27 protein-coding genes and 1 pseudogene are annotated in these 26,346 nt (G+C 69.0%); 19 read left to right on the forward strand and 9 right to left on the reverse strand.

Going from position 1 to position 26,346, the window contains the following annotated elements:
• Positions 1–40 precede the first annotated feature (40 nt).
• Genes MRB47_RS17800 through MRB47_RS17815 form a run of 4 tightly spaced genes read left to right on the forward strand, consistent with a single transcriptional unit; the run spans position 41 to position 2,686 of the window.
• Positions 41–1,138: an alpha-hydroxy acid oxidase gene (locus MRB47_RS17800; protein ID WP_252101358.1), complete on the forward strand. Its 1,098-nt coding sequence runs from the start codon at positions 41–43 to the stop codon at positions 1,136–1,138.
• On the forward strand, positions 1,132–1,815 hold the full coding sequence (locus MRB47_RS17805) for a Fe2+-dependent dioxygenase (protein WP_252101359.1): 684 nt from the start codon (positions 1,132–1,134) through the stop codon (positions 1,813–1,815). Before MRB47_RS17800 ends, MRB47_RS17805 begins: the two co-directional genes overlap by 7 nt.
• A 48-nt stretch (positions 1,816–1,863) precedes the next feature.
• Positions 1,864–2,133 carry a PepSY domain-containing protein gene (locus MRB47_RS17810; RefSeq protein ID WP_252101360.1) on the forward strand — a complete coding sequence of 90 codons (270 nt, stop codon included), beginning with the start codon at positions 1,864–1,866 and terminating at the stop codon, positions 2,131–2,133.
• Positions 2,114–2,686: a cytochrome b/b6 domain-containing protein gene (locus MRB47_RS17815; RefSeq protein ID WP_252101361.1), complete on the forward strand. Its 573-nt coding sequence runs from the start codon at positions 2,114–2,116 to the stop codon at positions 2,684–2,686. Before MRB47_RS17810 ends, MRB47_RS17815 begins: the two co-directional genes overlap by 20 nt.
• 75 nt (positions 2,687–2,761) lie before the next feature.
• On the opposite strand, the gene MRB47_RS17820 is transcribed toward MRB47_RS17815, so the two are convergent.
• Positions 2,762–4,744 carry a lytic transglycosylase domain-containing protein gene (locus tag MRB47_RS17820; RefSeq protein ID WP_252101362.1) on the reverse strand — a complete coding sequence of 661 codons (1,983 nt, stop codon included), beginning with the start codon at positions 4,742–4,744 and terminating at the stop codon, positions 2,762–2,764.
• Between the two features lie 14 nt (positions 4,745–4,758).
• Here MRB47_RS17820 and MRB47_RS17825 point away from each other — a divergent pair, with 14 nt between their 5' ends.
• The 4 genes from MRB47_RS17825 to MRB47_RS17840 all read left to right on the forward strand — a co-directional run bounded on the left by MRB47_RS17825 (position 4,759) and on the right by MRB47_RS17840 (position 8,512).
• Positions 4,759–5,331 (forward strand): 5-formyltetrahydrofolate cyclo-ligase, encoded by a 573-nt coding sequence (locus MRB47_RS17825; RefSeq protein ID WP_103738534.1) that lies wholly within the window; start codon positions 4,759–4,761, stop codon positions 5,329–5,331.
• Positions 5,332–5,460: 129 nt separating this feature from the next.
• A complete protein-coding gene (locus MRB47_RS17830) occupies positions 5,461–6,147 on the forward strand; it encodes a glutathione S-transferase family protein (protein ID WP_047350066.1) in 687 nt (228 codons plus the stop codon).
• A gap of 17 nt (positions 6,148–6,164) precedes the next feature.
• Positions 6,165–6,932 carry a metallophosphoesterase family protein gene (locus tag MRB47_RS17835; RefSeq protein ID WP_252101363.1) on the forward strand — a complete coding sequence of 256 codons (768 nt, stop codon included), beginning with the start codon at positions 6,165–6,167 and terminating at the stop codon, positions 6,930–6,932.
• Between the two features lie 302 nt (positions 6,933–7,234).
• Positions 7,235–8,512: a multifunctional CCA addition/repair protein gene (locus MRB47_RS17840; RefSeq protein WP_252101364.1), complete on the forward strand. Its 1,278-nt coding sequence runs from the start codon at positions 7,235–7,237 to the stop codon at positions 8,510–8,512.
• Between the two features lie 144 nt (positions 8,513–8,656).
• Here the strand turns inward: MRB47_RS17840 and trxC are convergent, their stop codons facing one another.
• Positions 8,657–9,094 (reverse strand): thioredoxin TrxC, encoded by a 438-nt coding sequence (gene trxC, locus MRB47_RS17845; protein WP_011803963.1) that lies wholly within the window; start codon positions 9,092–9,094, stop codon positions 8,657–8,659.
• 126 nt (positions 9,095–9,220) lie between these two features.
• Here trxC and otsB point away from each other — a divergent pair, with 126 nt between their 5' ends.
• Genes otsB through otsA form a run of 3 tightly spaced genes read left to right on the forward strand, consistent with a single transcriptional unit; the run spans position 9,221 to position 13,204 of the window.
• Entirely contained in the window at positions 9,221–9,952 is a 732-nt protein-coding gene (gene otsB / locus MRB47_RS17850; RefSeq protein WP_252101365.1) for a trehalose-phosphatase, read from the forward strand.
• Positions 9,949–11,769, forward strand: coding sequence for a glycoside hydrolase family 15 protein (locus tag MRB47_RS17855; protein WP_252101366.1), 1,821 nt, complete (start codon positions 9,949–9,951; stop codon positions 11,767–11,769). Before otsB ends, MRB47_RS17855 begins: the two co-directional genes overlap by 4 nt.
• Positions 11,770–11,785: 16 nt before the next feature.
• Positions 11,786–13,204 carry an alpha,alpha-trehalose-phosphate synthase (UDP-forming) gene (gene otsA, locus MRB47_RS17860; RefSeq protein ID WP_252101367.1) on the forward strand — a complete coding sequence of 473 codons (1,419 nt, stop codon included), beginning with the start codon at positions 11,786–11,788 and terminating at the stop codon, positions 13,202–13,204.
• A 76-nt stretch (positions 13,205–13,280) separates the two neighbouring features.
• Here otsA and MRB47_RS17865 read toward each other — a convergent pair whose 3' ends face one another.
• The 7 genes from MRB47_RS17865 to MRB47_RS17895 all read right to left on the reverse strand — a co-directional run bounded on the left by MRB47_RS17865 (position 13,281) and on the right by MRB47_RS17895 (position 19,833).
• A complete protein-coding gene (locus tag MRB47_RS17865; RefSeq protein WP_252101368.1) occupies positions 13,281–14,291 on the reverse strand; it encodes an ROK family protein in 1,011 nt (336 codons plus the stop codon).
• 96 nt (positions 14,292–14,387) lie between these two features.
• Positions 14,388–14,582 carry a DUF2905 domain-containing protein gene (locus tag MRB47_RS17870; RefSeq protein WP_011803958.1) on the reverse strand — a complete coding sequence of 65 codons (195 nt, stop codon included), beginning with the start codon at positions 14,580–14,582 and terminating at the stop codon, positions 14,388–14,390.
• An 86-nt stretch (positions 14,583–14,668) separates the two neighbouring features.
• Positions 14,669–15,571, reverse strand: a complete 903-nt coding sequence (locus tag MRB47_RS17875; RefSeq protein WP_012655545.1) for an ABC transporter permease — start codon at positions 15,569–15,571, stop codon at positions 14,669–14,671.
• A 9-nt stretch (positions 15,572–15,580) separates the two neighbouring features.
• Entirely contained in the window at positions 15,581–16,522 is a 942-nt protein-coding gene (locus tag MRB47_RS17880; protein WP_252101369.1) for an ABC transporter ATP-binding protein, read from the reverse strand.
• A complete protein-coding gene (locus MRB47_RS17885; RefSeq protein WP_252101370.1) occupies positions 16,522–17,622 on the reverse strand; it encodes an ABC transporter substrate-binding protein in 1,101 nt (366 codons plus the stop codon). Before MRB47_RS17885 ends, MRB47_RS17880 begins: the two co-directional genes overlap by 1 nt.
• A gap of 95 nt (positions 17,623–17,717) precedes the next feature.
• Complete coding sequence (locus MRB47_RS17890) at positions 17,718–18,617, reverse strand: TauD/TfdA dioxygenase family protein (RefSeq protein ID WP_252101371.1); 900 nt, start codon at positions 18,615–18,617, stop codon at positions 17,718–17,720.
• A gap of 115 nt (positions 18,618–18,732) precedes the next feature.
• Positions 18,733–19,833 (reverse strand): class I SAM-dependent methyltransferase, encoded by a 1,101-nt coding sequence (locus tag MRB47_RS17895; protein WP_411275713.1) that lies wholly within the window; start codon positions 19,831–19,833, stop codon positions 18,733–18,735.
• Between the two features lie 19 nt (positions 19,834–19,852).
• Here MRB47_RS17895 and MRB47_RS17900 point away from each other — a divergent pair, with 19 nt between their 5' ends.
• The 8 genes and pseudogenes from MRB47_RS17900 to MRB47_RS17935 form a co-directional block, all read left to right on the forward strand.
• Positions 19,853–20,638 carry an SDR family oxidoreductase gene (locus MRB47_RS17900; protein ID WP_252101372.1) on the forward strand — a complete coding sequence of 262 codons (786 nt, stop codon included), beginning with the start codon at positions 19,853–19,855 and terminating at the stop codon, positions 20,636–20,638.
• Positions 20,639–20,655: 17 nt separating this feature from the next.
• Entirely contained in the window at positions 20,656–21,027 is a 372-nt protein-coding gene (locus MRB47_RS17905) for a dihydroneopterin aldolase (protein ID WP_011803955.1), read from the forward strand.
• A 4-nt stretch (positions 21,028–21,031) separates the two neighbouring features.
• Complete coding sequence (gene ttcA, locus MRB47_RS17910; protein WP_011803954.1) at positions 21,032–21,985, forward strand: tRNA 2-thiocytidine(32) synthetase TtcA; 954 nt, start codon at positions 21,032–21,034, stop codon at positions 21,983–21,985.
• A gap of 65 nt (positions 21,986–22,050) precedes the next feature.
• Positions 22,051–22,665: a DUF4136 domain-containing protein gene (locus MRB47_RS17915; protein WP_252101373.1), complete on the forward strand. Its 615-nt coding sequence runs from the start codon at positions 22,051–22,053 to the stop codon at positions 22,663–22,665.
• A gap of 27 nt (positions 22,666–22,692) precedes the next feature.
• Positions 22,693–23,157, forward strand: coding sequence for a DUF2501 domain-containing protein (locus tag MRB47_RS17920; protein ID WP_252101374.1), 465 nt, complete (start codon positions 22,693–22,695; stop codon positions 23,155–23,157).
• A gap of 22 nt (positions 23,158–23,179) precedes the next feature.
• Positions 23,180–23,824: a histidine phosphatase family protein gene (locus MRB47_RS17925; RefSeq protein WP_011803951.1), complete on the forward strand. Its 645-nt coding sequence runs from the start codon at positions 23,180–23,182 to the stop codon at positions 23,822–23,824.
• A gap of 162 nt (positions 23,825–23,986) precedes the next feature.
• Positions 23,987–25,075, forward strand: a complete 1,089-nt coding sequence (locus MRB47_RS17930) for an IS5-like element ISDisp1 family transposase (protein ID WP_011803559.1) — start codon at positions 23,987–23,989, stop codon at positions 25,073–25,075.
• Positions 25,076–25,225: 150 nt separating this feature from the next.
• Positions 25,226–26,314 (forward strand): annotated as a pseudogene (locus MRB47_RS17935) (DSD1 family PLP-dependent enzyme); the annotation flags it as partial.
• Between the last annotated feature and the right edge of the window lie 32 nt (positions 26,315–26,346).

Consider the following 26,346-nt stretch of genomic DNA (forward strand, 5'->3'; position numbering starts at 1 on the left):
CTAGCGCTTGATGGACAAGCGCTAGCAGCTATCAAATTTGATGACACCACATATTCCCGCAGGCGTCTGGAACGCCATCGACTACGAACGGCTCGCGCCCCAGCACATGGACGCGGGCCGTCTTGCCTATGTGGCCGGCGGCTGCGGCTGGGACCGCACGGTGGCCGCCAACCGCGCCGCCTTCGCCGCCTGGGCCATCGTGCCGCGCCTGCTGCGCGACGTGCGCGGCGGCCACACGCGGCTCACGCTGGGTGGGCTGGACCTGCCCCACCCGCTGCTGCTGGCCCCGGTGGCGCACCAGCGCCTGGCCCACTCCGAGGCAGAAGTCGCCACCGCCCGCGCCGCCCAGGCCACGGGCACCTGCCTGGTGGCCAGCACGCTGTCGTCGTGCACGCTGGAGACGATCGCGGGTGCCGCCGGCCCCGCGCGCTGGTTCCAGCTGTACCTGCAGCCCGAGCGAGAACACACGCTCGCCCTTCTGCGCCGGGCCGAGGCCGCGGGCTACCGCGCCATCGTGCTCACGCTGGACGCCAGCATCCAGCTGGCCAGCCGCAGCGCGCTGCAGGCGGGTTTTGTGATGCCCGCCGACTGCACGCCCGCCAACCTGGCGGCCTACCCACCGCCCGCGCCGCCCGTACTGGGCGCGGACGACAGCCGCATCTTCCAGGGCGCCATGCGCCACGCCCCTACCTGGGACGACCTGCGCTGGCTGCTGGGCGAGACCCGCCTGCCTGTGTGGATCAAGGGCGTCATGCACCCCGACGACGCCCGCGCGCTGCAGGCGGCGGGCGCGGCCGGCCTCATCGTCTCCAACCACGGCGGGCGCAGCCTGGACGGCGCGCCCGCGTCCCTGCATCGCCTGCCCGCCGTGCGCGCCGCCGTGGGCGAGGGCTACCCCGTGCTGCTGGACGGCGGCGTGCGCAGCGGCGCCGACGCCTTCAAGGCCCTGGCCCTGGGCGCCAACGCCGTGCTCATCGGCCGGCTGCAGATGTACGCCCTGGCCGTGGCGGGCGCCCTGGGCGTGGCCTACATGCTGCAGCTGCTGACCGAGGAGCTGCACGCCTGCATGGCCCAGGCCGGCTGTGCCCAGCTCTGCGACATCACCCCCAATTGCCTCACACCGCAACCACCATGCTGATCTCCATCGACCAGGTCCTCTCCAAAACGGAGGTGCGCGACTTCCGCGCCCAACTGGACGCCGCCGCCTGGGACGACGGCGCCGCCACCGCCGGCACGCTGGCCAAGACCGTCAAGCGCAACCAGCAGATCACCGACGGCAGCGAACTCTGCCAGCGCCTGGGCCAGCACATCCTGCGCCGGCTGAGCAGCACGCCGCTGTTCATCAGCGCCGCGCTGCCGCGCACCATCTACCCGCCGAAGTTCAACCGCTACGCCGACGGCGGCACCTACGGCGCGCACGTGGACAGCGCGCTCATGTTCCTGCCCGGCAGCCACCAGCAGATGCGCACCGACCTGTCGGCCACGCTGTTCCTGGCCGAGCCCGAGGAATACGACGGCGGCGAGCTGGAGGTGGAGGGCCCCTTCGGCGTGCAGGCCGTGAAGCTGGCCGCCGGCGACATGGTGCTGTACCCCTCCAGCAGCCTGCACCGCGTCACGCCCGTCACGCGCGGGGCGCGCGTGGCATCGTTCTTCTGGATCGAGAGCCTGGTGCAGGACGAGGGCGAGCGCACGCTGCTGTTCGACCTGGACCAGTCCATCCAGCGACTCACGCCGCTGGTGGCGCCCGACGACCCGCGCCTGGTACAGCTCACGGGCGTGTACCACAACCTGCTGCGCCGCTGGGCGAGACCTTGACCCGGTAGCCGGCCCTGCCTCCCCCTTTTCCCCAGAAAGAGAGTCCCCATGCCATCCTGGATCCCGCACATCGCCGCCCTGGCGCTCGCCGTCTCGGCCAGCAGCGCCTTCGCCCACGGCAAGGTCACCTGCCCCGAGCATCCCCCCGCCGAATGGCGACCGCACACCGAGCTGGAGCAGAAGCTGGTGAAGGAAGGCTGGACCGTGCGCCGCATGGAAAAGACCGAAACCTGCTACGAGGTCTACGGCAAAGACCCGCAGGGCAAGCGCGTGGAAGCCTTCTTCGACCCCAAGACGCTTGAGCGCGTTCAAGACTGACGGTGCGCGCGCCGCTGGCGCACCGCTGCGCGTGTGGGACCGGCCCGTGCGCCTGCTGCACTGGGGCCTGGCCGCGTGCGTGGCCATGGCCTGGTGGAGCAGCGATGACACCGGTCCGCTGCACGAGCGCGTGGGCTACGTGGCCCTGGCCCTGCTGGTCGGGCGCGTGGCGTGGGGATTCGGCGGCAGCCGCTATGCGCGCTTCGCCCAGTTCGTGCGCACGCCGGCGGCCACGCTGGCCTATGCGCGCCTGGCGCTGGCGGGCCATGCGCCGCGCTACCTCGGCCACAACCCGCTGGGCGCCTGGATGGTGCTGGCACTGCTGGCGATCATGGCGTTGCTGGGCTTCACCGGCTGGCTCTACACCACCGACCGATTCTGGGGCTATGGCTGGCTGGCCCACCTGCACCAGTCCCTGGGCTGGGCCCTGCTGGCCTGCGTGGCCCTGCATGTGGGGGGCGTGCTGTGGACCTGCCTGCAGCACCGCGAGAACCTGGTGCGCGCCATGGTCACCGGCCGCAAGGCGCCGCCGCGGGGTGACGATGTGGCATGAAAAATGGCTCCAGCGCTTATCCACCAAGCGCTAAAAGCTCCTTTTTATATAGCGCAGCAGGCCCTCAAGGCAGATTCAAGGCAGATCCTTGTTCGGCTCCGGCGCGCGCGCGTCGCGCGGGCCCACGGTGCCCAGCCGGCTCTTGAGCGACTGCGGCTGGCCGGTGAGGATGGCGGCGTAGTTCACCGTGTTGGCCAGCACCTTCTTCACATAGTCGCGCGTCTCGCTGAAGGGCACGTTCTCGGCCCAGATGGCCGCGTCCAGCACCGGGCCGTTGCGCCAGTTGCGCGGGCGGCCCGGACCGGCGTTGTAGGCTGCCGCCGCCAGGAGCATGGAACCGTCGAAGTCGTCCAGCGCCAGCTTCAGATAGGCGGTGCCGATGGTGATGTTGGTGTCGCGGTCGTAGAGCTGCTGGGGGGAGAAGCCCTCCAGGCCGATCTTGCGCGCCGTCCAGCGCGCGGTGGCGGGCATCACCTGCATCAGGCCCGACGCGCCCACGCCCGAGCGGGCATCCATGATGAAGCGGCTTTCCTGGCGGATCAGGCCATAGACATAGGCCGGGTCCAGCCCGATGCCGCGCGCGCGCTCCACCACGGCGGAGCGGAACGGCATCGGAAAGCGCTGCGCCGCGTCGATCACGCCCTTGGTGCGCTCGCTGGTGTTGATGCAGCGGTCCCACACCTCGCGCTGGCAGGCGAAGTCGGCCGCCGCCAGCAGCTCGCGCTCGCCCATGCCGCCAGGGGTGTGCAGGTTGGTGGTGTAGTTCCACTCGCGCACGCCTTCGCTGCGCAGGCCCATCAGGATGGCGTACAGCGCACGGTTCAGGCCGGGGTTGGCGCGCGCGGTGGCTTTTTCTTCCTCGGTCAGCGGTGCGGGCGCCGGGGGCTGCGTGACGCGCTCGCCCAGCTCCTCCAGCGCCAGCTGTTCATAAAAACCCGTGGTGCCGGCGATGCGCGCATACAGCTGGCGCGCGGCCGCGCGATCGTCGTCGCCGGGGCGGTTGGCCATGAGGGCGCGCGCCTTCCAGTACGTCCAGACGCTTTCCTGGCGCGCCGCGGGGCTCATGGCATTGATGCTGCGGCCCACCAGCTTCCATTGCCCGGCCCGCAGCGCGGCGCGCGTGCGCCAGGCCAGCATGTCGTCGGTCAGGTCGGCGTCGCGACCCACGTTGGCGTAGTAGCTGAGCGCATCGGGCGACAGCGCCGTAGCGGCCTGCTTGCCGATCAGGCCCCAGAGCCAGTTGCGCTCCTCGGCCGACAGGTGCGGTCCCCATTTGCTGTCCAGCAGGCTGGCGGCGTTGGCGACATCGCTCATGGCCATGCGGGTCAGCGCCAGCACCACCAGTTCCTGGCGCTCCTTGCCACGCGCCGTGGCGCGGCCCGTGAGGTACTTGGTGGGCGAATCCAGCGCCTCGCGCAGTTGCGGCAGCGCATCGGGCGCGACGATTTCCACCGCCTTGCGCACCACGCGCAGGCGGTTGGCCTCTGCGCCCAGACGCGCCTTGCGCCACACGTCCAGGGGCTTGATTTTCTTGGCGGCCAGCATCTCGGCGGCGGCACTGGAGCAGCCGTCGTCCAGCTCGCGCAGCGCATACCAGTGGCGCAGCATCTCAGCGCCGGCACTCTCGGCGGCCGTGCCCTTGATCTGCTCGATCGCGAGCGCGTAGCAATGCACCTCGCGGTCATCGCCCATGCGGAACTGCGGGTGAAATTCTGCGAACTGGTCCCAGTCGCGGCGTTGGCCCAGCAGCAGCAGCCAGTCGTTGCGCAGGCGGTCTTCCTGGTAGGTGCCAGCCCAGCGCTGCAGGAAGGCGGTCACTTCGGAGGGTTGGGCCTCCTCCAGCCGCGCACGCAGTTCCCAGTACGCAGCCCAGGGCTCCAGGGCATGGCCGCGCGCGCCCGGCAGCAGCGCGGCAAGCCGCTGCTTGTCGCCCTTGCGGAAGGCCTTTTGCATCTCCAGGACGGTGTCATCGCCGCGGTTTTGCGCCCCGGCCCACGGCGCGGCGGTGGCCAGGGCAGCGCCGGCGATCAGCGGTGTCAGAATCTTCATCCAAAGCATTGGGGGATTATGTGATGGACAAAGCAGCCCTGCGCCGCGCATTGGTAGAACAGCGCCTGAATCTGCCGGACCGCCTGCAGCGCGCCGACCAGTTGCAACGCGTGATGCGCATCTGGCTGGTGGACCGCCCGGACACCATCATCGGCGCCTACTGGCCGATCAAGGGTGAGTTCGATCCGCTGCCCGCGCTGCACCGCTGGAAGGAAGATGGCGAGTTGCTGGACGAGCCCCAGCTGCGCCGCATCGGCCTGCCCGTGGTGGACAAGGTGCACAAGACGCTCACCTTCCACGCCTGGTATCCCGGCTGCCCCATGGAGGAAGACGCCTACGGCATCCCCAAGCCCAAGGACACCGAGCTCATCCACCCCACGCTGCTGTTCGTGCCCTGCGTGGGCTACGGCCCGGGCGGCTACCGCCTGGGCTACGGCGGGGGCTTTTACGACCGCACGCTGGCTGCGCTGCAGCCCCGCCCCGCCACCGTGGGCCTGGGGTTCACCCACGGCTACCTGGACGACTTCGAGCCCGAGGCACACGATCTGCCGCTGGACGCCATACTCAACGACAACGGCGTGGTCTGGCCGGTTTGACGCTTCAGAAACAAGAGCGGTTTGCGCTTGGCATACGGTGCTTTCAAGCAAATAACGAGCTCAAACCCTGTGATTACGGGCGCGAGCAGCTCTTTTTAACGTAGCACCACAGGATCAAGGAACCCCTCCATGCTCCAGCTCTACATCGGCAACAAGAACTACTCCTCCTGGTCCATGCGCCCGTGGGTGCTGCTGCGCCAGGCCGGCATCGCGTTCGAGGAAGTGCCCGTGCGCTTTGACAGCTTCGATGCCAATTCGCAGTTCAAGCGCCAGCTCAAGGCCGTCACCCCCGTGGCCAAGGTGCCCGTGCTGGTGGATGGGGACATCACCGTCTGGGACAGCCTGGCCATCGCCGAATACCTGGCCGAGCAGTACCCCGACAAGCATCTGTGGCCCCAGGACAAGGCCGCGCGCGCCCGCGCCCGCAGCGTGGTGGCCGAGATGCACAGCGGCTTCGGCGCGCTGCGCAGCCACTGCGGCATGAACATCGAGGCCCGCCTGCCCGAAGTGGGCGAGATCGTGTGGCGCGACCAGCCCGCCGTGCGCGCCGACGTGCAGCGCCTGGTGGACATGTGGAGCGAGCTGCTGGACCAGCACGGCGGCCCCATGCTGTTCGGCCAGTTCAGCATTGCCGACGCGTTCTATGCGCCGGTGTGCATGCGCCTGGCCACCTTTGCCCTGCCCGTGCCTGAACACATCACCGCCTATGTGCAGCGCGTGCAGCAGTTGCCGGGCGTGAAGGCCTGGATCGACGGCGCACTGGCCGAGCAGGACTTCGTGCCGTTCGACGAGCCCTACCGCGCACGGCGCGGCTAGCCCGCCGGCGCGGTGCCATGAAACTGCACATCCTGTCCGACCTGCACCTGGGCGTGCAGGGCATGGAGCACCCGTGCACCGACGCGGATGTGGTGATCCTCGCGGGCGACATTGCCCGCCCCGCGGCCGCCGTGGCCTGGGCGCAGGGCTTCGCCAAGCCGGTGCTGTACGTGCCGGGCAACCACGAGTTCTACGGCTCCAGCCTGCAGGACACCGCGCAAGAGCTGCGCCGTCTGTGCGAGGGCAGCCCCGTGCACCTGCTGGACAACCGGAGCCTGGTGCTGCAGGGCGTGCGCTTCATCGGCAGCACGCTGTGGAGCGACTTCCGCGTGGCCGGCGAGGGCGCCGCCCGCACCGAGGCCATGGCCCAGGCCCAGCAGTTCATGCGCGACTTCAGCCGCATACGCGCGGGTGGTGAAGACGATGGGGCGCTCTTCACGCCCCAGCACGCGGCCGAACTGTTCGACGCCAACGCCCGCTGGCTGGCGCGCGAACTCGCCCAGCCCTTTGCCGGCCTCACCGTGGTCATCACCCACCACGCGCCTTCGCCACACAGCATCCACCCGCGCTTTGCGGGCTCGCCCATCAACGCTGCCTTCGTGTCCGACGCACAGGCCCTGGTCGAGGGTAGCGGCGCGCGGCTGTGGGTGCATGGGCACACGCACGACAGCTTCGACTACCGGCTGCACGGCACACGCGTGCTGTGCAACCCGCGCGGCTATGCCAAGGATGGGCAGGTGGAGAACGCGCGGTTCAACCCCCACCTGGTTGTAGAGGTGGCGTAACCACCAGTCAGGCCAACGCGCCAAAAGGCTTGCACCACGGCCGACGAACCCCCCACCTGCGTGCCCGCGTCCCGCTGGCCGAGGGCACATGGCTTTTCACCTGGACAAGCCTGGGCGTTGCGCCTACATCCCGTCCTGGCCGCACGCTGCGCGCGGCGGACGACGCGGCATCGACGAGGATGATCTGCGCAGCGAAGAATGCTTCGGCTACTACCACCTGCGCCCTGCCTCGTCCAGCGGGGCGGCAGTCCTGGCGATGACGTGCGGACAACGACCGATTCCAGGTTGAATACACTGCCCCCATGCAGATTTACATGGTGGGCGGCGCCGTGCGCGACCGGCTGTTGGGCCGCCCCGTCAATGACCACGACTGGGTCGTCGTCGGCGCCACGCCCGACGACATGGTGGCACGCGGCTACCTGCCCGTGGGGCGCGACTTCCCCGTCTTCCTCCACCCCGAGACGCGCGAGGAATACGCGCTGGCGCGCACCGAGCGCAAGAGCGGGCGCGGCTACCGCGGCTTCGTGGTGCAGACGTCGCCCGACGTGACACTGGAAGAAGACCTGTCACGGCGCGACCTTACTATCAATGCAATAGCTGCCAGCGCCGACTGGACGGGCGCTGAAGACCTATTCGACCCTTATGGCGGCGCGCGCGACCTGCAGGCGCGGGTACTGCGCCATGTGACCGACTCCTTCCGCGAGGACCCGGTGCGCATCCTGCGCGTGGCGCGCTTTGCGGCGCGTTTCACCGACTTCACCGTGGCGCCCGAGACGATGCAGCTCATGCGCGAGATGGTGCACGACGGCGAGGTCGACCACCTGGTGCCCGAGCGCGTGTGGCAGGAATTGGCGCGCGGGCTCATGGAGCCGCAGCCCTCGCGCATGTTCGACGTGCTGCGCGACTGTGGCGCGCTGGCCGTGGTGCTGCCCGAGGTCGAGCGCCTGTGGGGCGTACCCCAGCGCCCCGAATACCACCCCGAGGTGGACACCGGCGTGCACCTGATGATGGTGCTGGACATGGCAGCCCATTTGCAGGCCCCGCTCACCGTGCGCTTCGCCTGCCTCACGCACGACTTGGGAAAAGGCACCACGCCGCACGACGTGCTGCCACGCCATATCGGCCATGAGCAGCGCAGCGCACGGCTGCTCAAGGCCGTGTGCGAACGCTTGCGCGTGCCGGTGGAATGCCGCGAACTGGCCGACGTGGTGGCGCGCGAGCACGGCAACATCCACCGCAGCGGCGACCTGGGCGCTGCCGCGCTGGTGCGCCTGCTGGAGCGCTGCGACGCCATCCGCAAACCCGCGCGGCTGGACGAGATCCTGCTGGCCTGTGAATGCGATGCGCGCGGACGCCTGGGTTTTGCCGATCGGCCCTACCCGCAGCGCGCGCGCATCAACGCCGCGCTCGCGGCCGTGCAGTCGGTCACCACCAGCAGCGTGGCTGCGCACGCTGCGCAACTGGGCCTGAGCGGCCCCAAGGTGGGCGAGATGATTCACGCCGCCCGCGTACAGGCCGTGGCCGACTGGCTTCACACCATCGCGCAGCCTGCCCCAGAACCTCGGGGCAACGCTGGCTGAGCACCTGTGGTGCCTGGCCCTGGTGAGGATTCCCGGTGAGGATTGGCCGCGGGTACGCAGCAACAGCCATTCGTATGGCGAATCGTCAGCGCCGCGGCCCCACAACAGGGGCGAGCGCCACACGAGGGTTGGTTCCGCAGCGCCTTACACCGACTGCACCCATCGCGCGATATCGGCCGCGCCCAGCGCACCAGAGATGCGCGCTGCCTCCTGACCGCCGCGAAACAGGATCATCGTCGGGATGCTGCGGATGCCGTAGCGCGCCGCGATCGCGGGGTGCGCCTCGGTATCCAGCTTGGCCAGCCGCATGCGCGGCTCCAACTCGCGCGCAGCCTGTGCGAAGGCTGGCGCCATCTGGCGGCAGGGGCCGCACCACGGCGCCCAGAAGTCCACCACCACGGGCAGGTGGCTGCGCGCCACATGCCGGTCGAAGCTGGCCGCATCCAGCGCCAGCGGTTCGCCCGTGAACAGCGGCCGGTGGCAGCTGCCGCAGTCGGGCGCACTGCCCAGTTGCGCAGCCTGCACGCGGTTGGTGGTGTGGCAGTGGGGGCAGACGACGTGCAGTGCTTCGGGGGAGCTCATGGAGGACCTCGCGGGGGTTGGCGAAACCAGGCAATTGCGGGTAAGGGGTCAGGTTTTCAATGCCTACGGCCCTGCGGGTAACCGGCCTACAGTGGCCGCGCGCGTGCAGAGTTAAGGTTGCGGGCGATGCCCACGCCGCCTCTGCCGACTTCCCGCCACGCCCTGTTCCTCGACTTCGACGGCACGCTGGCCGACATTGCCGCACAGCCGCATGCCGTGCAGCTGCCACCCGGCGTGGTGGACTGCCTGCAAGCACTGCATGTGCGGCTGGAGGGGGCGCTGGCCATCGTCACCGGCCGCACCATGGCCGATATCGACCATTTTTTGGACCCACTGCGCCTGCCCGTGGCCTGCGAGCATGGCGCGCAGTACCGCCTGGGCAACGGGCGCAGCGGCGGCCTGCCGGCGCTGCCACTGCAGCCGCTGCTGGCCGCGCTGCGCCCGCTGATGGCGCAGCACCCCGAGCTGCTGCTGGAGGCCAAGAGCGCCGGCCTGGCGCTGCACTACCGGCAGGCGCCGCAACTGCAGGCGCTGTGCCTGCAGGCGATCACACAGGCGCTGCGCGATGTGCCGGGCGCCGAGTTGCTGCACGGCAAGTTCGTGTACGAGGTCAAGCCCGTGGGACCGGACAAGGGCCGCGCGATCACGGACTTCATGCGCCTGGCTCCCTTCGCCGGGCGCGCGCCGCTGTTCGTGGGAGACGATGTGACGGACGAAGCCGGCTTTGCCGCCGCACAGTCGCTGGGGGGCCTGGGCATCAAGGTGGGCGAAGGCGCGACGCGCGCCCACGCGCGGCTGGCCACGCCCGCCGCCGTGCGCCAATGGCTGCAGCAGGCCGTGGGCGAGGAGATCACATGACGAGCAAAGCACCTCACGTGGGCGCCACCGCCATGGCCGCACCGTCACTGGCGCTGGGAATGATCGGCAATTGCACCATCAGCGCGCTGGTGGATGCGCGCGCCTGCATCGTCTGGAGCTGCATGCCACGCTTTGACGGCGACCCGGTGTTCAATGCGCTCGTCCAGCCCGGCCCCGATGGCAGCCGCTTCGCCATCGAGCTGGAGGACTTCGCCAGCAGCGAGCAGTGGTACGAGCCCAATACCGCCGTGCTGCGCACGCACCTGACCGACGCGCATGGCAATTGCCTGGAGGTGACCGACTTCTGCCCGCGCTTCTTCGCACGTTCTCGCGCCTTTCGCCCCGTGATGCTGGTGCGCCGCGTGCGACCGGTGCGGGGGGCACCGCGCATCCGCGTGCTGGTACAGCCGCGCTACGACTGGGGCATGGCCCAGCCCGCCCTCACGCGCGGCAGCAACCATATCCGCTACGTGGGGGGCGACTTCACGCTGCGGCTGAACACCGACGCGCCCGTGGCCTACGTGCTCTCGGGCGAACCCTTTGTAGCGGGGCGCGAATACAACTTCCTGCTCGGTGCAGACGAAACGCTCTCCGGCGGCATTGGCGACACCGCACGCCACTATGAGCAAGAGACCGTGTCGTACTGGAAGCACTGGACCCAGCGCCTGCATCTGCCGCTGCAGTGGCAGGAGGCCGTGATCCGCTCGGCCATCACGCTGAAGATGTCGCTGTTCGAGGACACGGGCGCCATCGTCGCGGCGATGACCACGAGCATCCCCGAATCGGCGCACAGCGGCCGCAACTGGGACTACCGCTACTGCTGGCTGCGCGACGCGTTCTTCGTGGTGCGCGCGCTCAACAGCCTGTCGGAAGTGGGCACCATGGAGGACTACCTGCGCTGGCTCAGCAACATCGTGGCCAAAACCGGCAGCGGCCACATTCAGCCGCTGTACGGCATCGGGCTGGAGCACGAGCTGCCCGAATCCGTCCTGCCCCACTTGGCCGGCTACCGCAGCATGGGCCCGGTGCGCGTGGGCAACCAAGCGGCAGAGCACTTCCAGCACGACGTGTACGGCAACATCGTGCTGGGCGCGGCGCAGTCCTTCCACGACCGGCGGCTGCTGCACCCCGCCGGCGCCGCGGAGTTCGAGCGCCTGGAGCGCGTGGGCGAGCTGGCCGTGCAGGTGTACGGCAAGCCCGACGCGGGCATGTGGGAGCTGCGCACGCGCGCGCGCATCCACACCTCGTCAGCCCTCATGAGCTGGGCAGCGTGCGACCGGCTGGCCAAGATCGCACGCGCCCTGCAACTGCCCGAGCGCGCCCATTACTGGCAGCAGCATGCGCAGCGCATGCATGGCGAGATCCTCGAGCGCTCGTGGCACGCCCAGCGCCAGGTGTTTGCCGAGAGCTTTGGGGGCAGCGAACTGGACGCCAGCGTGCTGCTGATGGCCGAGGTGGGCCTGATCCACCCCACCGACCCGCGCTTCGTGAGCACGCTGGACGCCATGGAACACACGCTGTGCGACGGCCCCTTCATGCGCCGCTACGAAGCCGCGGACGATTTCGGCAAGCCCGAGACCGCGTTCAACATCTGCACCTTCTGGCGCATCGATGCGCTGGCGCGCACCGGCCGGCGCGAGCAGGCGCAGGAGATCTTCGAGGCCATGCTGGCCGTGCGCAACCCGTTGGGGCTGCTGTCCGAAGACACCCACGCCGCCACGGGCGAGATGTGGGGCAACTTCCCTCAAACCTATTCCATGGTGGGCATCATCAATGCCGCCATGCGGCTGTCCGCCCCCTGGGACAGCGTGATCTGACCTGGAGCCTTCCTGCATGAGCCGACTCGTCGTCATCTCCAACCGCCTGGCCGACCCGCGCAAGAGTGCTGCCGGCGGCCTGGCCGTGGCCCTGGGCGACGCGCTGTCACGCACGGGCGGCCTGTGGTTCGGCTGGAGCGGCACCGTCACCGCGGACGGCACGCCCGGCGAAGGTGCGCTGCAAACACACCAGGCCGGCAACGTGACCCTGGCCACCGTGGACCTGTGCCAGGCGGACCACGCGGCCTACTACCAGGGCTACGCCAACAGCGTGCTGTGGCCGGTGCTGCACTACCGGCTGGACCTGGCCGACTTCAGCGCCAATTACAGCGAGGGCTACCGCCGCGTGAACCAGATGTTCGCGCGCAAGCTGTTGCCGCTGCTGCGCGAGGACGACGTGATCTGGGTGCACGACTACCACCTGATCCCGCTGGCGGCGGAGCTGCGCGCGCTGGGTTGCCGCCAGCGCATCGGTTTTTTCCTGCATGTGCCCGTTCCGCCACCGCTCATCCTCGCAGCGCTGCCGCAGCACGAGTGGCTGATGCGTTCGTTCTTTGCCTACGACCTGGTGGGCCTGCAAAGCGAGGCCGACGTCGTCCACTTCACACGCTACATGGTCAACGAAGCCCATGCGCAAGAGCTGGACGGGCAGCGCCTGCGCGCCTTCAACGCCACCGTGCGCGTGGCGGCCTTCCCCATCGGCATCGATGTGCAGGAGTTCCAGCGCCTGGGCCGCGCACCCGATGCCGTGCAGACCTGCGAAGCCCTGCGCGCGGAGTATTCACGCCGCCAACTGTTGCTGGGCATCGACCGGCTGGACTACTCCAAGGGCATCCCGCACCGCGTGCGCGCCTTCCGCCAGCTGCTGGAACGCTACCCCGAGAACGAGCACAGCGCCACACTGGTGATGATCGCCTCGCCCTCGCGCGACGACGTGCACGCCTATGCCGACCTGCGCCAGGAGCTGGAGGGCCTGTGCGGCGCCATCAACGGCGACTATGGCGATCTGGACTGGATGCCGCTGCGCTACATCCACCGCACCGTCGCGCGCAAGCGCGTGCCCGGCCTGTGCCGCGCGGCACGCGTGGGGCTGGTCACGCCGCTGCGCGACGGCATGAACCTGGTGGCCAAGGAATACGTGGTGGCGCAAGAGCCCGAGGACCCGGGCGTGCTGGTGCTGTCGCGCTTTGCCGGCGCGGCCGAGCAACTCAAGGAGGCCTTGCTGGTCAACCCCTACGACACCCAGGGCATGGCCGACGCGATCCAGACCGCGCTGCGCATGCCGCTGTCCGAGCGCCAGTGGCGCCATGAACGGCTCATGGAACGCATCCAGCGCCAGGACGTGCACTGGTGGCGCAACAGCTTCCTGCAGGCGCTGCGCGACGAGGCTGCGCCGCCGGTCACCGCGCCGGCAGGGGCCGTGGCAGCCACTTAAGGGTTGTCTGGGTGCACGCGTCCTGCGCGCAGTGGCCTCGCCACGCCCCAGCCTGTCAGGGCAACCGCTGTGGAGTTCAGCCCGGCTGCTGCAGCAGAGCCAACGCCGCGTAGTCGCCCACCTGGGCGCCCAGCCCCGCAGGCACCAGCTCTACCCCGGCGGTGAGCGCGGGGAAGTAGCGCGCCAGCTGCGCACGCAGCAGCGGCAGCAGCAGCGCCTGGTGGTGCAGGAACACGGCACCGCCCAGGCTGATGCGCCGCAGGTCCAACGTGGCCACCAGGTTGTACAGCAGCCGTCCCATCAGCACGCACAGCGCCTGCACTTCGGCCAGCGCGGCCGCGTCACCCGCGTCCGCCGCCACCATCAGCGCGGGCGCCTCCCGGCCCAGTCGGCGCGGCAGCGCACTGCCCGCAACGAGTGACTCCACATCGCCCTGGTTGCCGCAGCCGCACAGCGCCACGTCACTGCCCGCGTCGGGGTCGCCCACGTAGCTGTGGCCGGCATGGCCCGCGTTGCCGTTCTTGCCGCGCAGCACGCAGCCGTCCACGCACAGGCCGACGCCGATGCCGGTGCTCCAGGTCACATAGGCGCAATCGTCCTCCCCCCGCAGCGCTCCCCACAGCCGCTCGGCCTGCAGCGCGGCCACGGCATCGTTGGCGACATGCACGCGGTCTGCGCCCAGCGCCTGCGCCAACGGCGCCTGCAGCGGCACCCGGGTCCAGTCGTTGCCCAGGCCGCGCGGCGCACCGGCGAGCCCTCCGCAGATGTTGGGGTTGACCACTTCGACCATGCCCGCATGTCGCACGAACGGCCCGCAGGACGCCACGCCCACACCCGCCAGATCCGAACGCGTGATGCCCTGCTGCGTGCAGGCGGCATCCAGCAGCTGCAGCACCTGCTGGGCCAGCGCATCCGGCGCACCGGTCTTGGCGGTGGGCTCCGCCACGCGGGTGAGCAACACCGGCGGACCGCTGCCGTGGGCAGGGTCCGCCAGGCACACGGCCACCTTGGTGCCGCCAATGTCCACGCCGGCATGCAGGCCCGGCGGCTGGGAGGTAGGAGGTTGCTGCGGCATGGGGCCCATCATGGCGCAACCGCGGCCGCCTCGGCTGTAGGGCAAAAGCGTTTATCTCAATTGATAGCTGCTCGCGCTTGTCCAGCAAGGGTTAGCGCCATAAAAGGCTCACAACCATTTGACCGCTAGGCTGAGCAGGAAGCTCAGCAGCACGGTGCTGGCCAGCGGAATGAACCAGTCGCGCCCGAAGAGGCGGAACTGAAAATCCCCCGGCAGCCGGCCCAGCCCCAGGCGGCGCAGCCAGGGGGTGAGCCCGTTGATGAGCACCAGGGCGAGGAAGACGACGAGAAGCCAGCGCAGCATGGGCCGAGTGTAGGCGCCTGCAGCCCGCGTGGCGTGCCGCTAGGGCCTGTGATGGAAGGAGTCCCCTTCCCTAGTGTTCACAGGCCCTAGCGCTGCACGCCCCAGCGTCGCACCGTCAGGCGCTCCAGCGTGTGAAAGCCCAGGTTCTCCACCGCCAGGCCGATGGCGATCACCATGGCGAGGCCCGCGAAGACCTTGTCTGTGTAGAGCTCATTGCGGTTCTGGAAGATGTACCAGCCCAGGCCGCCCTGCCCCGAAGACGCGCCGAACACCAGTTCCGCCGCGATCAGCGTGCGCCAGGCGAAGGCCCAGCCGATCTTCAACCCCGACAGGATGGACGGCAGCGCCGCGGGCACCAGCAGTTGCAACACGTAGCGCAGGCCCTTCAGGCCGTAGTTGCGCCCCGCCATGCGCAGCGTTTCGGGCACGCCTTGAAAGCCCGCGTAGGTGTTGAGCGCCAGCGGCCACAGCACGGAATGCACCAGCACGAAGACCAGGCTGCCCTGCCCCAGGCCGAACCACAGCAGCGCCAGCGGCAGCAGCGCGATCGCCGGCAGCGGGTTGAACATGGCCGTCAGCGTGGACAGCAGGTCGCGTCCCAACTGCGTGGACACGGCCAGCGTGGTGAGCACGAAGGCACAGGCGATGCCCGCGAGGTAGCCCTTGAGCAGCACGGCCAGCGACAGTGCCGTCTTGTGCAGCAGCTCGCCCGAAGCCACGCCCTGTGCGAAGGCCTGCGCGGTCTGCAGGAAGGTGGGCAGCAGCAGGTCGTTGTCCTGCCAGCGCGCAACGCCTTCCCACAGCAGCGCCAGCACGGCGAGGATCAGCGCCTTGCGCAGCGCGCCCTGCTGCCAGAGGCGGCGGCCCAGCGGCAGCGGCTGCGCGGGCGCCACGCGTCCGAGCGGGGGCAGGGTGTGCAGCACTTCGGGGCGCACGGGCGGGTGCAGCGCGAAGGGCGCCGCGGAGACGGAAGAGGTTGGAAGGCTCATGGGCAGAGGTCAGGCGAAGGTGGGCGGAACAGGCGCGTGCGGGGCATCGGAAGGTGCGGCGCCGTGCACAGGCTCATCGAACAGCAGCGCATGCACCCGCTGCGCGGTGGCCTGGAAATCGGCGCTGCCCGCGCTGTGCAGACCGTACTGGTGGCAGTTGATCTCGGCACGCAGGCGCCCGGGGTGCGGCGAGAGAATGGCGATGCGGCTGCCCACCACCAGCGCTTCCTCGATGGAATGAGTGACGAACACCAGCGTGAAGCGCAACTCGTCCCACAGCGCCAGCAGCTCCTCCTGCATGCGCCGGCGCGTGAGCGCGTCCAGCGCCGCAAAGGGCTCGTCCATCAGCAGCACCTGGGGCTGCATGGCCAGCGCGCGGGCGATGGCCACGCGCTGCTTCATGCCGCCCGACAGCTGGTGCGGGTGCACGTCGGCAAACCGTGCCAGGCCCACCTTGTCCAGGTACAGCGCGGCGCGTTCGGCCGCCTCGGCGCGCGTGGCGCGGCGCGAGGCCAGCAGCGGAAACATCACGTTCTCGCGCACGGTCTTCCAGGGCGGCAGCTGGTCGAACTCCTGGAACACCACCACGCGGTCGGGCCCCGGCGCGGTGACCGCCCGGCCCTGCAGGCGCACCGTACCCTCGGCAGGCGCGATGAACCCGGCAATGGACTTGAGCAGCGTGGACTTGCCGCAGCCCGACGCGCCCAGCAGCACATAGCGCTCGCCCGCATGCACATCGAAGGAGACTTGGTGCGTGGCACGCACCACGCGCTCGTGTGTGCGGTAGTCGATGCACACGCCTTGCACCTGCAACAGCGGTGCAGGTACTGCTGGGGCCGCACTGACTGGGTGGCTGGCCGGATGGACTGCTGGCTGATGGCCTGCAATGGGGCCGGGCGAGCCGCCCCAGGCGGTCGCGCCGCTCGCTTCGCCCTGGAATGCGGTGCGCATCAGTTGCCTCCTGCAATGCGCGGATCGTCGAAGAAGTAGTCCTTCAGCGCCACGGGCTGGTGCTTGAGCGCGCCCACGCGGTGCAGGAACTGCCCCAGCCCCAGCGTGTTCTGCGGGCGGATCTGGAACTGCACCTCGGGGTTCTTCAGCACCTGCAGCAGCAGCTGCCGGTCGGTGTTGCCGCCGTGGGTGCGCAGGTAGATGTCGGCCGCCTGCTCGGGCTGCGCGGCAATGAAGCGCGCCGCCTCGTCCAGCGCGTCCAGCAGCGCGCGGTAGGTCTTGGGGCTGTCGTTGCGGAATTTCTCCGTGGCGTAGAGCACCGTGGCCGAGGCCGGCCCGCCCAGCACGTCGTAGGACTTGAGCACGATGTGCGCGGCCGGGTTGGCGGCCAGTTCCTGTTCCTGAAAGGGCGGGTTGCCGAAGTGCGCGGTGATCTCGGTGCCGCCCTTGATGATCGCCGCAGCCGCGTCGGGGTGCGGCAGGGCCACCTGCAGCTTGTCCAGGCGGTTGAATCCCAGGTCGCCCCAGCGCTGGGCGGAGGCCAGTTGCAGGATGCGCGACTGCACCGACACACCCACGGCCGGCAGCGCAATGCGGTCCTTGTCGGTGAAGTCGGCAATGGTCTTGACCGCTGGGTTGTTGCTCACCAGGTAGTACGGGAAGTTGCCCAGCGACGCCACGCCTTTCACATTCTGGCGGCCGCGCGTGCGGTCCCACAGCGTGAACAGCGGGCCTACGCCCGCGCCGGCGATGTCGATGGTGCCGGCCAGCAGCGCATCGTTGATCACGGCGCCGCCCGAGAGCTTGACGAACTCGACCCGGATGTCCACACCCGCAGCCTTGCCGTGCTTTTCGATGAGCTTCTGGTCCTGCGCCACGTTCAGCAGCAGGTAGACGATGCCGAACTGCTGGGCGATGCGCAATTGCCCCTCGGCCGCCTGGGCCACACCGTGCGCGCCCAGCAGCAGGCCGGCGACCGAGCAGAGCACGGCGGCGCGGCGGGTGGCGCGACGCAGGAAACGACGTAAAAAATGGCGCAGGGGCCCGTGCACCGGGCGGTGCGACTGCGGTGTGGGCGTCGCGGAAGGGAGGGTCGTCATAGGTTCTGTCCTTTTTCAGGCAAAAAGTGGCCCTGGCGCTTACCCGGCAAGCGCCAACAGCTATCAATTAGTGAGTACGCGAGGGGGCGGCGAAATCAGCGGGGCGCGTCGCCCTCCACCGTGGTGCGGTAGAGCTTGCGGCGCTCGGTGTCGGGGGTGCCGGCGGCCAGATGCAGCACCGCGCGGTTGTCCCAGAACACGAGGTCGTGCGGCTGCCACTGGTGGCGGTAGACGAATTCGGGCCGCACGCTGGCAGCGAACAGCTCCTGCAGCAGCGCGCGGCTCTCCTCCTCCGGCAGGTCCAGGATGCGCGTGGTGAAGTGCTCACTCACGAACAGCGCCTTGCGCCCCGTCGCCGGGTGGGTGCGCACCACGGGGTGCACAGCCGGCGCCACCTCGGCGATCTGCGCGGGTGTGAGCCGCGGGCGCCAGGGGTTGCGCTGGCGCAGTTCCTCATAGCGTGCCAGGTAGCTGTGCTCCGCCCGCAGGTGGGCGATGCGCTGCTGGGTGGCCTCGGGCAGCGCGTCGTAGGCGGCGTACTGGTCGGCAAACAGCGTGTCGCCGCCCACATTGGGCAGCTCCTGCGCATGCAGCAGCGAGCCCAGGCTGGGCTTGCCCTTGTACGACAGGTCCGAATGCCACAGCGAACCCGCGTCGCCCAGCCCGGTGGGTTCGCCGTTCTCGTCGCGGATGTTGGAGACCACCAGCACCTCGGGATGGCCCTGCAGCGCGAATTTGCGCTGCACATGGATCTGCAGCGGCCCGAAGCGGCGGCTGAAGGCTACCTGCTGCGCGGGCGTGATGCGCTGGTTGCGAAAGACCAGCACCACATGCTCCCAGTGCGCGCGCAGGATGCGGTCGAAGTCCGAATCGCTCAGCGGCTGGGCCAGGTCCAGCCCGAGCACCTCGGCGCCCAACGGGGCCGGCAGGCGGCGGATCTCAAACTCTTGCGATGCCTGTGAGGGCAGGCCCGGATCGTGGGGTAAAGCGGACATCGTGACAGCTCCTGTGCAGCGGTGGGTGAAGACGTGCAGTCACTGTAGGTGTCGCTTTTTATTTCTAAAAATACTGTTTTCTTGGTTGTTTAATACCAAAACATCTATAGAAACCTCAGAGCCGGTGGCTTCGGTCGCCCTGCGCAAAGCCCATGGGCAGCCACGGCGCGCCTGCGCCCACGGCCAGCACCTTGAACAGCTCGCCCATTTCGTGCTCCATCATCAACTTGGCCGCTTGGGCGCGCTGGGTCTGCGTCAACTGCTCCAGTTCGGATAGCAGACCGCAGTTGATGAGAAAGTGCGCCTGCGTCGTGTAGCCCAGCACCTGCAACCCCGCGTCCTGCGCGGCCAGGGCCATCGCGGTGAAGTTGACGTGCGCGGTGATGTCCTTGAGGCCTACGTCCGCCAGCGGGTCGGAATCCACCTGGTGCCCGCGGTGGCACACCAGCGTGCCCATGTGCCGTTGGGGGTGGTAGTACTCGTCCTCGCCAAAGCCGTAATCGATCAGGAAGGCCGCGCCGCGCACGAGGTGCTGGGCCAGCGTGCGCATGAAGGCCTCGCCCTGGGGGTGGATCTCGGTGAGGTAGTCGTGCGGGCCGTCGATCTCCACCGGCGGGCGCAGCGGGGTGGGACGGTCTTGCCACACAAAGCCGTTGCCCGACTCGTCCAGGGCGACGCCGCGTTCGTGCCACAGGCCCGCGCGGCGCTGCAGCAGTTGCACGGGCATGGCGTCCAGCACCTCATTGCCGACCACCACGCCCTGCATCTGATCGGGCAGACGGTCGACCCAGTGCACGCGGTCGCCCCAGGCCGCCAGCGTGGCCTGCTGGCGTGCGCGCAGGCTACCCGACAGGTCCACGATGGTGTAGCGCCGCACACGGTCGCCCAACGCGCCCAGCAACTGCGCGGCCAGCGCGCCGCTGCCGGCGCCAAACTCCCAGACCTCGTCCGTGGCGGTGGCGTCCAGTGCCTCGCGCACCTGGCGGGCCAGCACGCGGCCGAAGACAGGGGACAGCTCGGGCGCGGTCACGAAGTCGCTGCCGCTGGCGGGCATGGCGCCGAACTTTGGCAGGTCGCCCGCGTAATAGCCCAGGCCCGGCGTGTACAACGCCAGCGCCATGAACCGGTCGAAGCCGATCCAGCCTCCCGCCTCGGCAATGGCCTTGGCGACATGGGTCTGCAGGGCGCTCGGTAAAATTGTGGGTTTGCTCGTCACGCGCCCAATTGTCCCCCCAATGACCTCTCCTCCCCGCCCCCGCACCGTGCTGGTGACAGGCGCCGCCCGGCGCCTGGGCCGCAGCATTGCGCTGGCGCTGGCGGCCGGGGGCTGGCAGGTGGCCGTGCATTACCGGTCTTCGCAACAGGACGCTCTTGAAACCGTAGCTGCTTGCGCAGAACTGGCGGGTGCTAGCGCGCATTTTGATGCTGATTTTGCCGATGAAGCGGCCGCACGCGCCCTGTTGCCGCGCGTGGTGGCGCACTTCGGTGCGGTGGATGCGGTGGTCAACAGCGCCTCGCTGTTCGAACACGACACGGCCTCCAGCTTCAGCTACGCGCTGCTGGAGCAGCACCTGCGCAGCAACACCGGCGCACCCGTGCTGCTGGCGCAGGCGCTGCATGCCCATCTGGAGCAGCGCGCCGCCGCGGGCGAAGCCGACGTGCAAGGCGCGGTGGTGAACCTGCTGGACCAGAAGCTGTGGAACCAGAACCCGGACTTCCTGAGCTACACGCTCTCCAAGGCCGCGCTGGAAGCGGCCGGCACCATGCTGGCCATGGCGCTCGCGCCGCGCGTGCGCGTGGTGGGCGTGGCGCCGGGGCTCACCCTCACCAGCCATCTGCTGACGGGCGAGCGCTTTGAGCGCATGCACGCACTGAGCCCGCTGGGCCGCTCGTCCACGCCGGAAGACGTGGCCGCCGCCGTGCGTTTCGCGCTGGACAATCGCTCGCTCACCGGCACCACGCTGCTGGTGGACGGCGGCCAGCACTTGCTGCGCTTCGAGCGCGACTTCTCCCTGATGTGAACCCCGCACGCCCCGCCATGCACACCGCCGCCGGCACCCAGATCCTCACGCTCACCGGTTTGCGCTTCGACGCGAACCTGGGCATCCTCGCGCACGAAAAGAACGCGCCCCAGCCCATCCAGGTGGACGCCGAGCTGAACCTGGGCACCCAGCCCCTGGCGCCGCGCGACGACGACATCCAACACGTGCTGGACTACCGCAAGGTGCGCCAGATCATCATCGACGAGTGCACGGCCGAGCATGTGAACCTGCTGGAGAGCCTGATCGGCAAGCTGGCCAACCGGCTGATGCAGCTGCCCGGCGTGCTGGGCGTGCGCGTGAAGATCGCCAAACTGGAAATTTTTGATGACTGCGAAGTCGCGATTCGCGTCGAGACAGGACAGTGGTAAACCCATGAACACCGCCAACAACACCCTTCCCACCGCCGCCGACTGGGCCGGCGAAGATGCCGCGCCCGATGCGGCCGACACACGCAAGATCGAGCGCGAGTCCCACAAGCTGGAAAAGCGCCTGTGCCGCGAGGTGGGCCGTGCCATCACCGACTTCAACATGATCGAGGAAGGCGACAAGATCATGGTGTGCATGTCCGGCGGCAAGGACAGCTACACGCTGCTGGACATCCTGCGCAAGCTGCAAAAGCGCGCGCCGGTGAAGTTCGACATCGTGGCCGTGAACCTGGACCAGAAGCAGCCCGGCTTCCCCGAGCATGTGCTGCCGGACTATTTCAAGAGCATCGGCGTGCAGTACCACATCGAGAACCAGGACACCTACAGCGTCGTCAAGCGCGTGGTGCCCGAGGGCAAGACCACCTGCAGCCTGTGCTCGCGCCTGCGCCGCGCCATCCTCTACAAGGTGGCGGACGACCTGGGCTGCACCAAGCTGGCGCTGGGCCACCACCGCGACGACATCGTCGCCACGCTGATGCTCAACATGTTCTACGGCGGCCGCATGAAGGGCATGCCGCCGAAGCTGGTCAGCGACGACGGCAAGCATGTGGTGATCCGACCGCTGTGCTACGTGCCCGAAAAGGACACGGCGCGCTGGGCGCAGTACCAGCAGTTCCCCATCATTCCCTGCAACCTGTGCGGCAGCCAGGACGGCCTGCAGCGCGTGGCCGTCAACGAAATGCTGCGCGAATGGGACAAGAAGTTCCCGGGCCGCATCGAGAGCATGTTGCGCGCCATGGGCCACGTGGTGACCACGCACCTGATGGACCCCCACCTGCACGACTTCAAGAACGCCAAGGCCACCGGCATTGCCGACCCGAATGGCGACATGGCGTTCGATCACGAGGAATTTCCGGTCGCACCCGCGCTGCCCGGCCTGCAGGTGGTGCAACTGGGCTGAACGCAGCGCCGCGCAACGCCGTACCATCACAGGCGCGGGGCCTGATGCCCCGGGGAGATACCGCCATGGCCTTCCTGCGCCACATTCCTGCCCTTGCGCTGTGCGCCGCGGCCGCGCTGCTGGCCGGCTGCGCCGGTCCGCGCCTGGTGGAGAGCGACGTCAGCAGCTTCTCCACCCTCAGCGCCCTGCCCAGCCCACCCACCTACCGCTTCGAGCGGCTGCCCTCGCAGCAGGCACAGGCCGCAGCGTTTGCACCCATCGAGGCCCAGGCCGAACAGGCGCTTGCGCGCGTGGGCCTGCGCCGCGACGACACCCAGCCACGGCTGGTTGCACAGATCGGCGCCGAGGGCGGCTACGCCACACCGCGCTACTGGCCCTATGCGCCCGATCCGTTCTACGGCCGCTTCGGCTGGGGCCTGGGCTACGGTGGTGGCTGGGGCTTTGGCGGCATGGGCTGGATGATGGACGGCCCGCCCACCCTCTACCACCGCAAGGTCCGTCTGATGCTGCGCGACGCCGCTTCGCAGCAGGTGGTGTACGAAACCTCGGCCGTGTACGAGGACGTGTGGACGGATGATCCCGCCATCTACGGCGTGCTGTTCGACCAGGCGCTCACCGGCTTCCCGCGCCCCCCAACGGGCCAGCGCAAGGTCCGCACAGAAATCACGCCACAACGCTGACCACCCCACGACCTGAAAGGACCCGCCATGCGAAGCTCCATCCGACACCTTGTTCTGTGCGCCTGCCTGGGCACCCTGAGCCTGGCCGCCCAGGCATCCGGCCTGGGCGACACCCTGCGCGGCGCGACCGGCGGGGGTGCCAGCCCCTCCACGCTCGGCGGCATGTTGGGTGGGGGCGCTGCGCCGTCGGCCCTGTCCGCCATGGGTTTGAGTGGATCGGCCACCCCCAGCAACGCTGCCGGGGTGATCACCTACTGCATGAAGAACAACTATCTGAATGCCGACAAGGCCGCGCTGGTCAAACAGCAGCTGCTGGGCAAGATGGGCCTGGGCGCGGCCCAGCCCGAGCCCCGCGACGAGGGCTACCTGAGCGGCCTGTCGGGCATGGTCAGCGGTTCCAACGGCAAGCAGTTCAACCTGAACCGCCTCAAGGGCGACCTGAAGGAAAAGGCCTGCGACTTCGTGCTCGACAACGCCAGTTCCCTGCTCTGACCCCACGCCTGCGCTCTTTTCCATGCACGCCACCCGCATCATCGCCATCCGCCACGGCGAAACCGCCTGGAATGTGGACACCCGCATCCAGGGCCACCTGGACATACCGCTCAACGACACCGGCCTGTGGCAGGCCCGGCAGGTGGGGCAGGCGCTGGCCGACGAAGCGGTGGCCGCCATCTACAGCAGCGACCTGCAGCGCGCCTATGCCACGGCCGAAGCCGTGGCCCGCACCACGGGCGCGCCCCTCACGCCCGTGCCCGGCCTGCGCGAGCGCAGCTTTGGCAGCTTCCAGGGCCGCACCTTCCAGCAGATCGAGACCGAGTCCCCCGAGCAGGCCCTGCGCTGGCGCAAGCGCGATCCCCACTTCGTGCCCGACGGCGGCGGCGAGTCGCTGGACATGCTGCGCGAGCGCATTGCTGTCACGGTGGACGGCATTGCCGCGCGCCATGCCGGCGAGCAGATCGTGCTGGTGGCCCATGGCGGGGTGATGGACGTGCTCTACCGCCTGGCCACGCGGCTGGACCTGCAGGCCCCACGCACCTGGCAGCTGACCAACGCCGCCATCAACCGGCTGCTGTGGACCGAGGGCAACGGCCTCACCCTGGTGGGCTGGGCCGACACGCAACACCTGGAGAACGCGAGCCGCGATGAGATCCACTCCTGAGCATCTGCCCGAACATCTGCGCGCCACCGTCGGGCTGCGCGTGGACCTGATCGACACGCCCGCACTCGTCGTCGACCTAGCAGGCCGTTGAAAAATCCCCCGCCGACGCCCGCGTTGGCCGCTACGATCTGAAGCCATCGGTGAACGACCCAGACGAGGACGATGAGAGGCAGTCAAGATTTCCAGGGGGCGATGTTCAGCTACATCAGCCTTGAAGAGCGCGTGCCGCAGGCACACCCGCTGCGCAAGTTGCGCGCGGTGGTTGATGCGCTGCTGGCAACCATGAACCGCGAGTTCGAAGCGGTGTACGCCCGCCGTGGCCGCCCATCGGTGCCACCGGAGATGCTGCTCAAGGCCTTGCTGCTGCAGATCCTGTTCTCCATCCGCAGCGAGCGCCAGTTGGTCGAAGCGATCAACTACAACCTGCTGTACCGCTGGTTCGTGGGCCTGAACATCGAAGACAAGGTCTGGGACCACTCCACTTTCAGCGCCAACCGCGAACGTCTGTTCAACGAAGACCTCGCCCGCGCCTTCTTCGAGCGCGTCAAGCTCAGTGCCCAGTGGGGCAAGCTCGCCAGCGACGAGCACTTCAGCGTGGACGGCACGCTCATTGACGCCTGGGCCTCGCACAAGAGCTTCAAGCGCAAAGACGACGACAGCGGCACGCCGCCTGGGCGCAACCCCGAGGTGGACTTCAAGGGGCAGGAGCGCTGCAACGACACCCACGAGAGCACCACGGACGCCGATGCCCGGCTGTTCAAGAAGAGCCAGGGCGACAAATCCCGCCTGTGCCACATGGGGCACATCCTCATGGAGAACCGCAACGGGCTGATCGTGGATGTCGAGATCACCCACGCCAGCGGCACGGCCGAGCGCGAGGCGGCGCTGGCCATGTTGGAGCGTCGGGGCAACAGGAACAAACGGGCCACGGTCGGTGCCGACAAGGGCTACGACAGCAAGGCCTTCATCAAAGGCTGCAGAAAGCTCAAAGTCACGCCCCACGTGGCGGCCAAGGACAAACACTCGGCGGTGGATGCGCGAGTGACACGGCACGAGGGCTACAAGACCAGCCTGAAGGTGCGCAAGCGCATCGAAGAGGCCTTTGGCTGGATCAAGACCGTCGGTGGTCTGGCAAAGACCAAGCTGATCGGTCAGGCCAAGCTCACGGGCCAGGCGCTGCTGTGCTTTGCCACCTACAACCTTGTGCGAATGGGCAGCATCGGCGGCTGGTGGGACGCGCATCATGCGTGAGCCCAGGGATACGTGCGCCCGAAATGGGCGGGAGGGCCTGCAAACCGGCCAGATGGGCCGTTGCAATCGCTGCGCAGACGCGTCTGGGCAGCTCGTGTCTTCGCACTCAGCGTCCCTGATGCGTTCGAAAAGCACTTTTTCAACGGCCTGCTAGATGCCATGGAGCGCAACATCCAGCGCATGGCCGAATTCGCGCACAAGCACCAGGTGCGCTGGCGACCCCACGCCAAGATGCACAAGAGCGCAGAGATCGCCCTGCAAATGGAAAAGGCCGGCGCGCGCGGCCACTGCGTGCAGAAGGTGTCCGAGGCCGAGGCGCTCGCCGCCGGCGGCGTGGCCGACCTGTACATCAGCAACGAGGTACTGGGGGGAGCCAAACTATTGCGCGCAGCACGCCTGGCCGCGCAATTGGCCGCCCGCGGCGGCCGGCTAGGCATCGCGGTGGACAGCGCGGAAGGCATCACCCGCCTGGCCGAGGCCATGCGCGTGGCAGGCAGCGACGCCGGCATCGACGTGTTCGTGGAGATCGACGTCGGCCAGGGCCGCTGCGGCGTGCCGCCCGGCCCGGCGGCGCTCGCCCTGGCCCAGGCCGTGGCAGCCCAGCCGCGCCTGCATTTCGCGGGCCTGCAGGCTTACCACGGCAGCGCACAGCACCTGCGCGGCGCGGCCGAGCGGCGCGCGGCCATCGCCCACGCAGTGCAGGCCGCCGCCGACACCCGCGCGCTGATCGAGGCCGCGGGCCTGCCCGTGCCGCTGGTCACGGGCTCCGGCACCGGCACGCTGGTGCACGAGGCCGCCAGTGGCGTGTATGGCGAGCTGCAGGCCGGCTCGTTCCTCTTCATGGACGCGGACTACGCCGCCAATGAACGCGAAGGCGCCCAGCCCGCCTTCGAGCATGCGCTGTTCGTGAAGACGCAGGTGATCTCTGCGCGACCCACGCATGTGGTGTGCGACGCGGGACACAAGAGCCACGCCATCGACTCCGGCCTGCCCCTGGTCTGGGGCCTGCCGCCAGAGCGCGCCCTTCGCTACGCCAACGGCGGCGACGAACACGGCGTCCTGCACGCAGCTGGCCCCAAGGCGCGCCTGCCGGCCCTGGGCCGCATGCTGTGGCTGGTACCCGGCCACTGCGACCCCACGGTGAACCTGCACGACTACCTGATTGGCGTGCGCGGCGGCCTGGCGCACGGCGTGGTGGAGCGCGTCATCCGCGTGGATGCACGGGGCGCGGTGACGTAAGCGCCAAGCAAGGCGCGCGGGCACACTTTCTC

The organism is Diaphorobacter sp. LI3, from assembly GCF_022807955.1.
Taxonomy (GTDB): domain Bacteria; phylum Pseudomonadota; class Gammaproteobacteria; order Burkholderiales; family Burkholderiaceae_C; genus Diaphorobacter; species Diaphorobacter nitroreducens.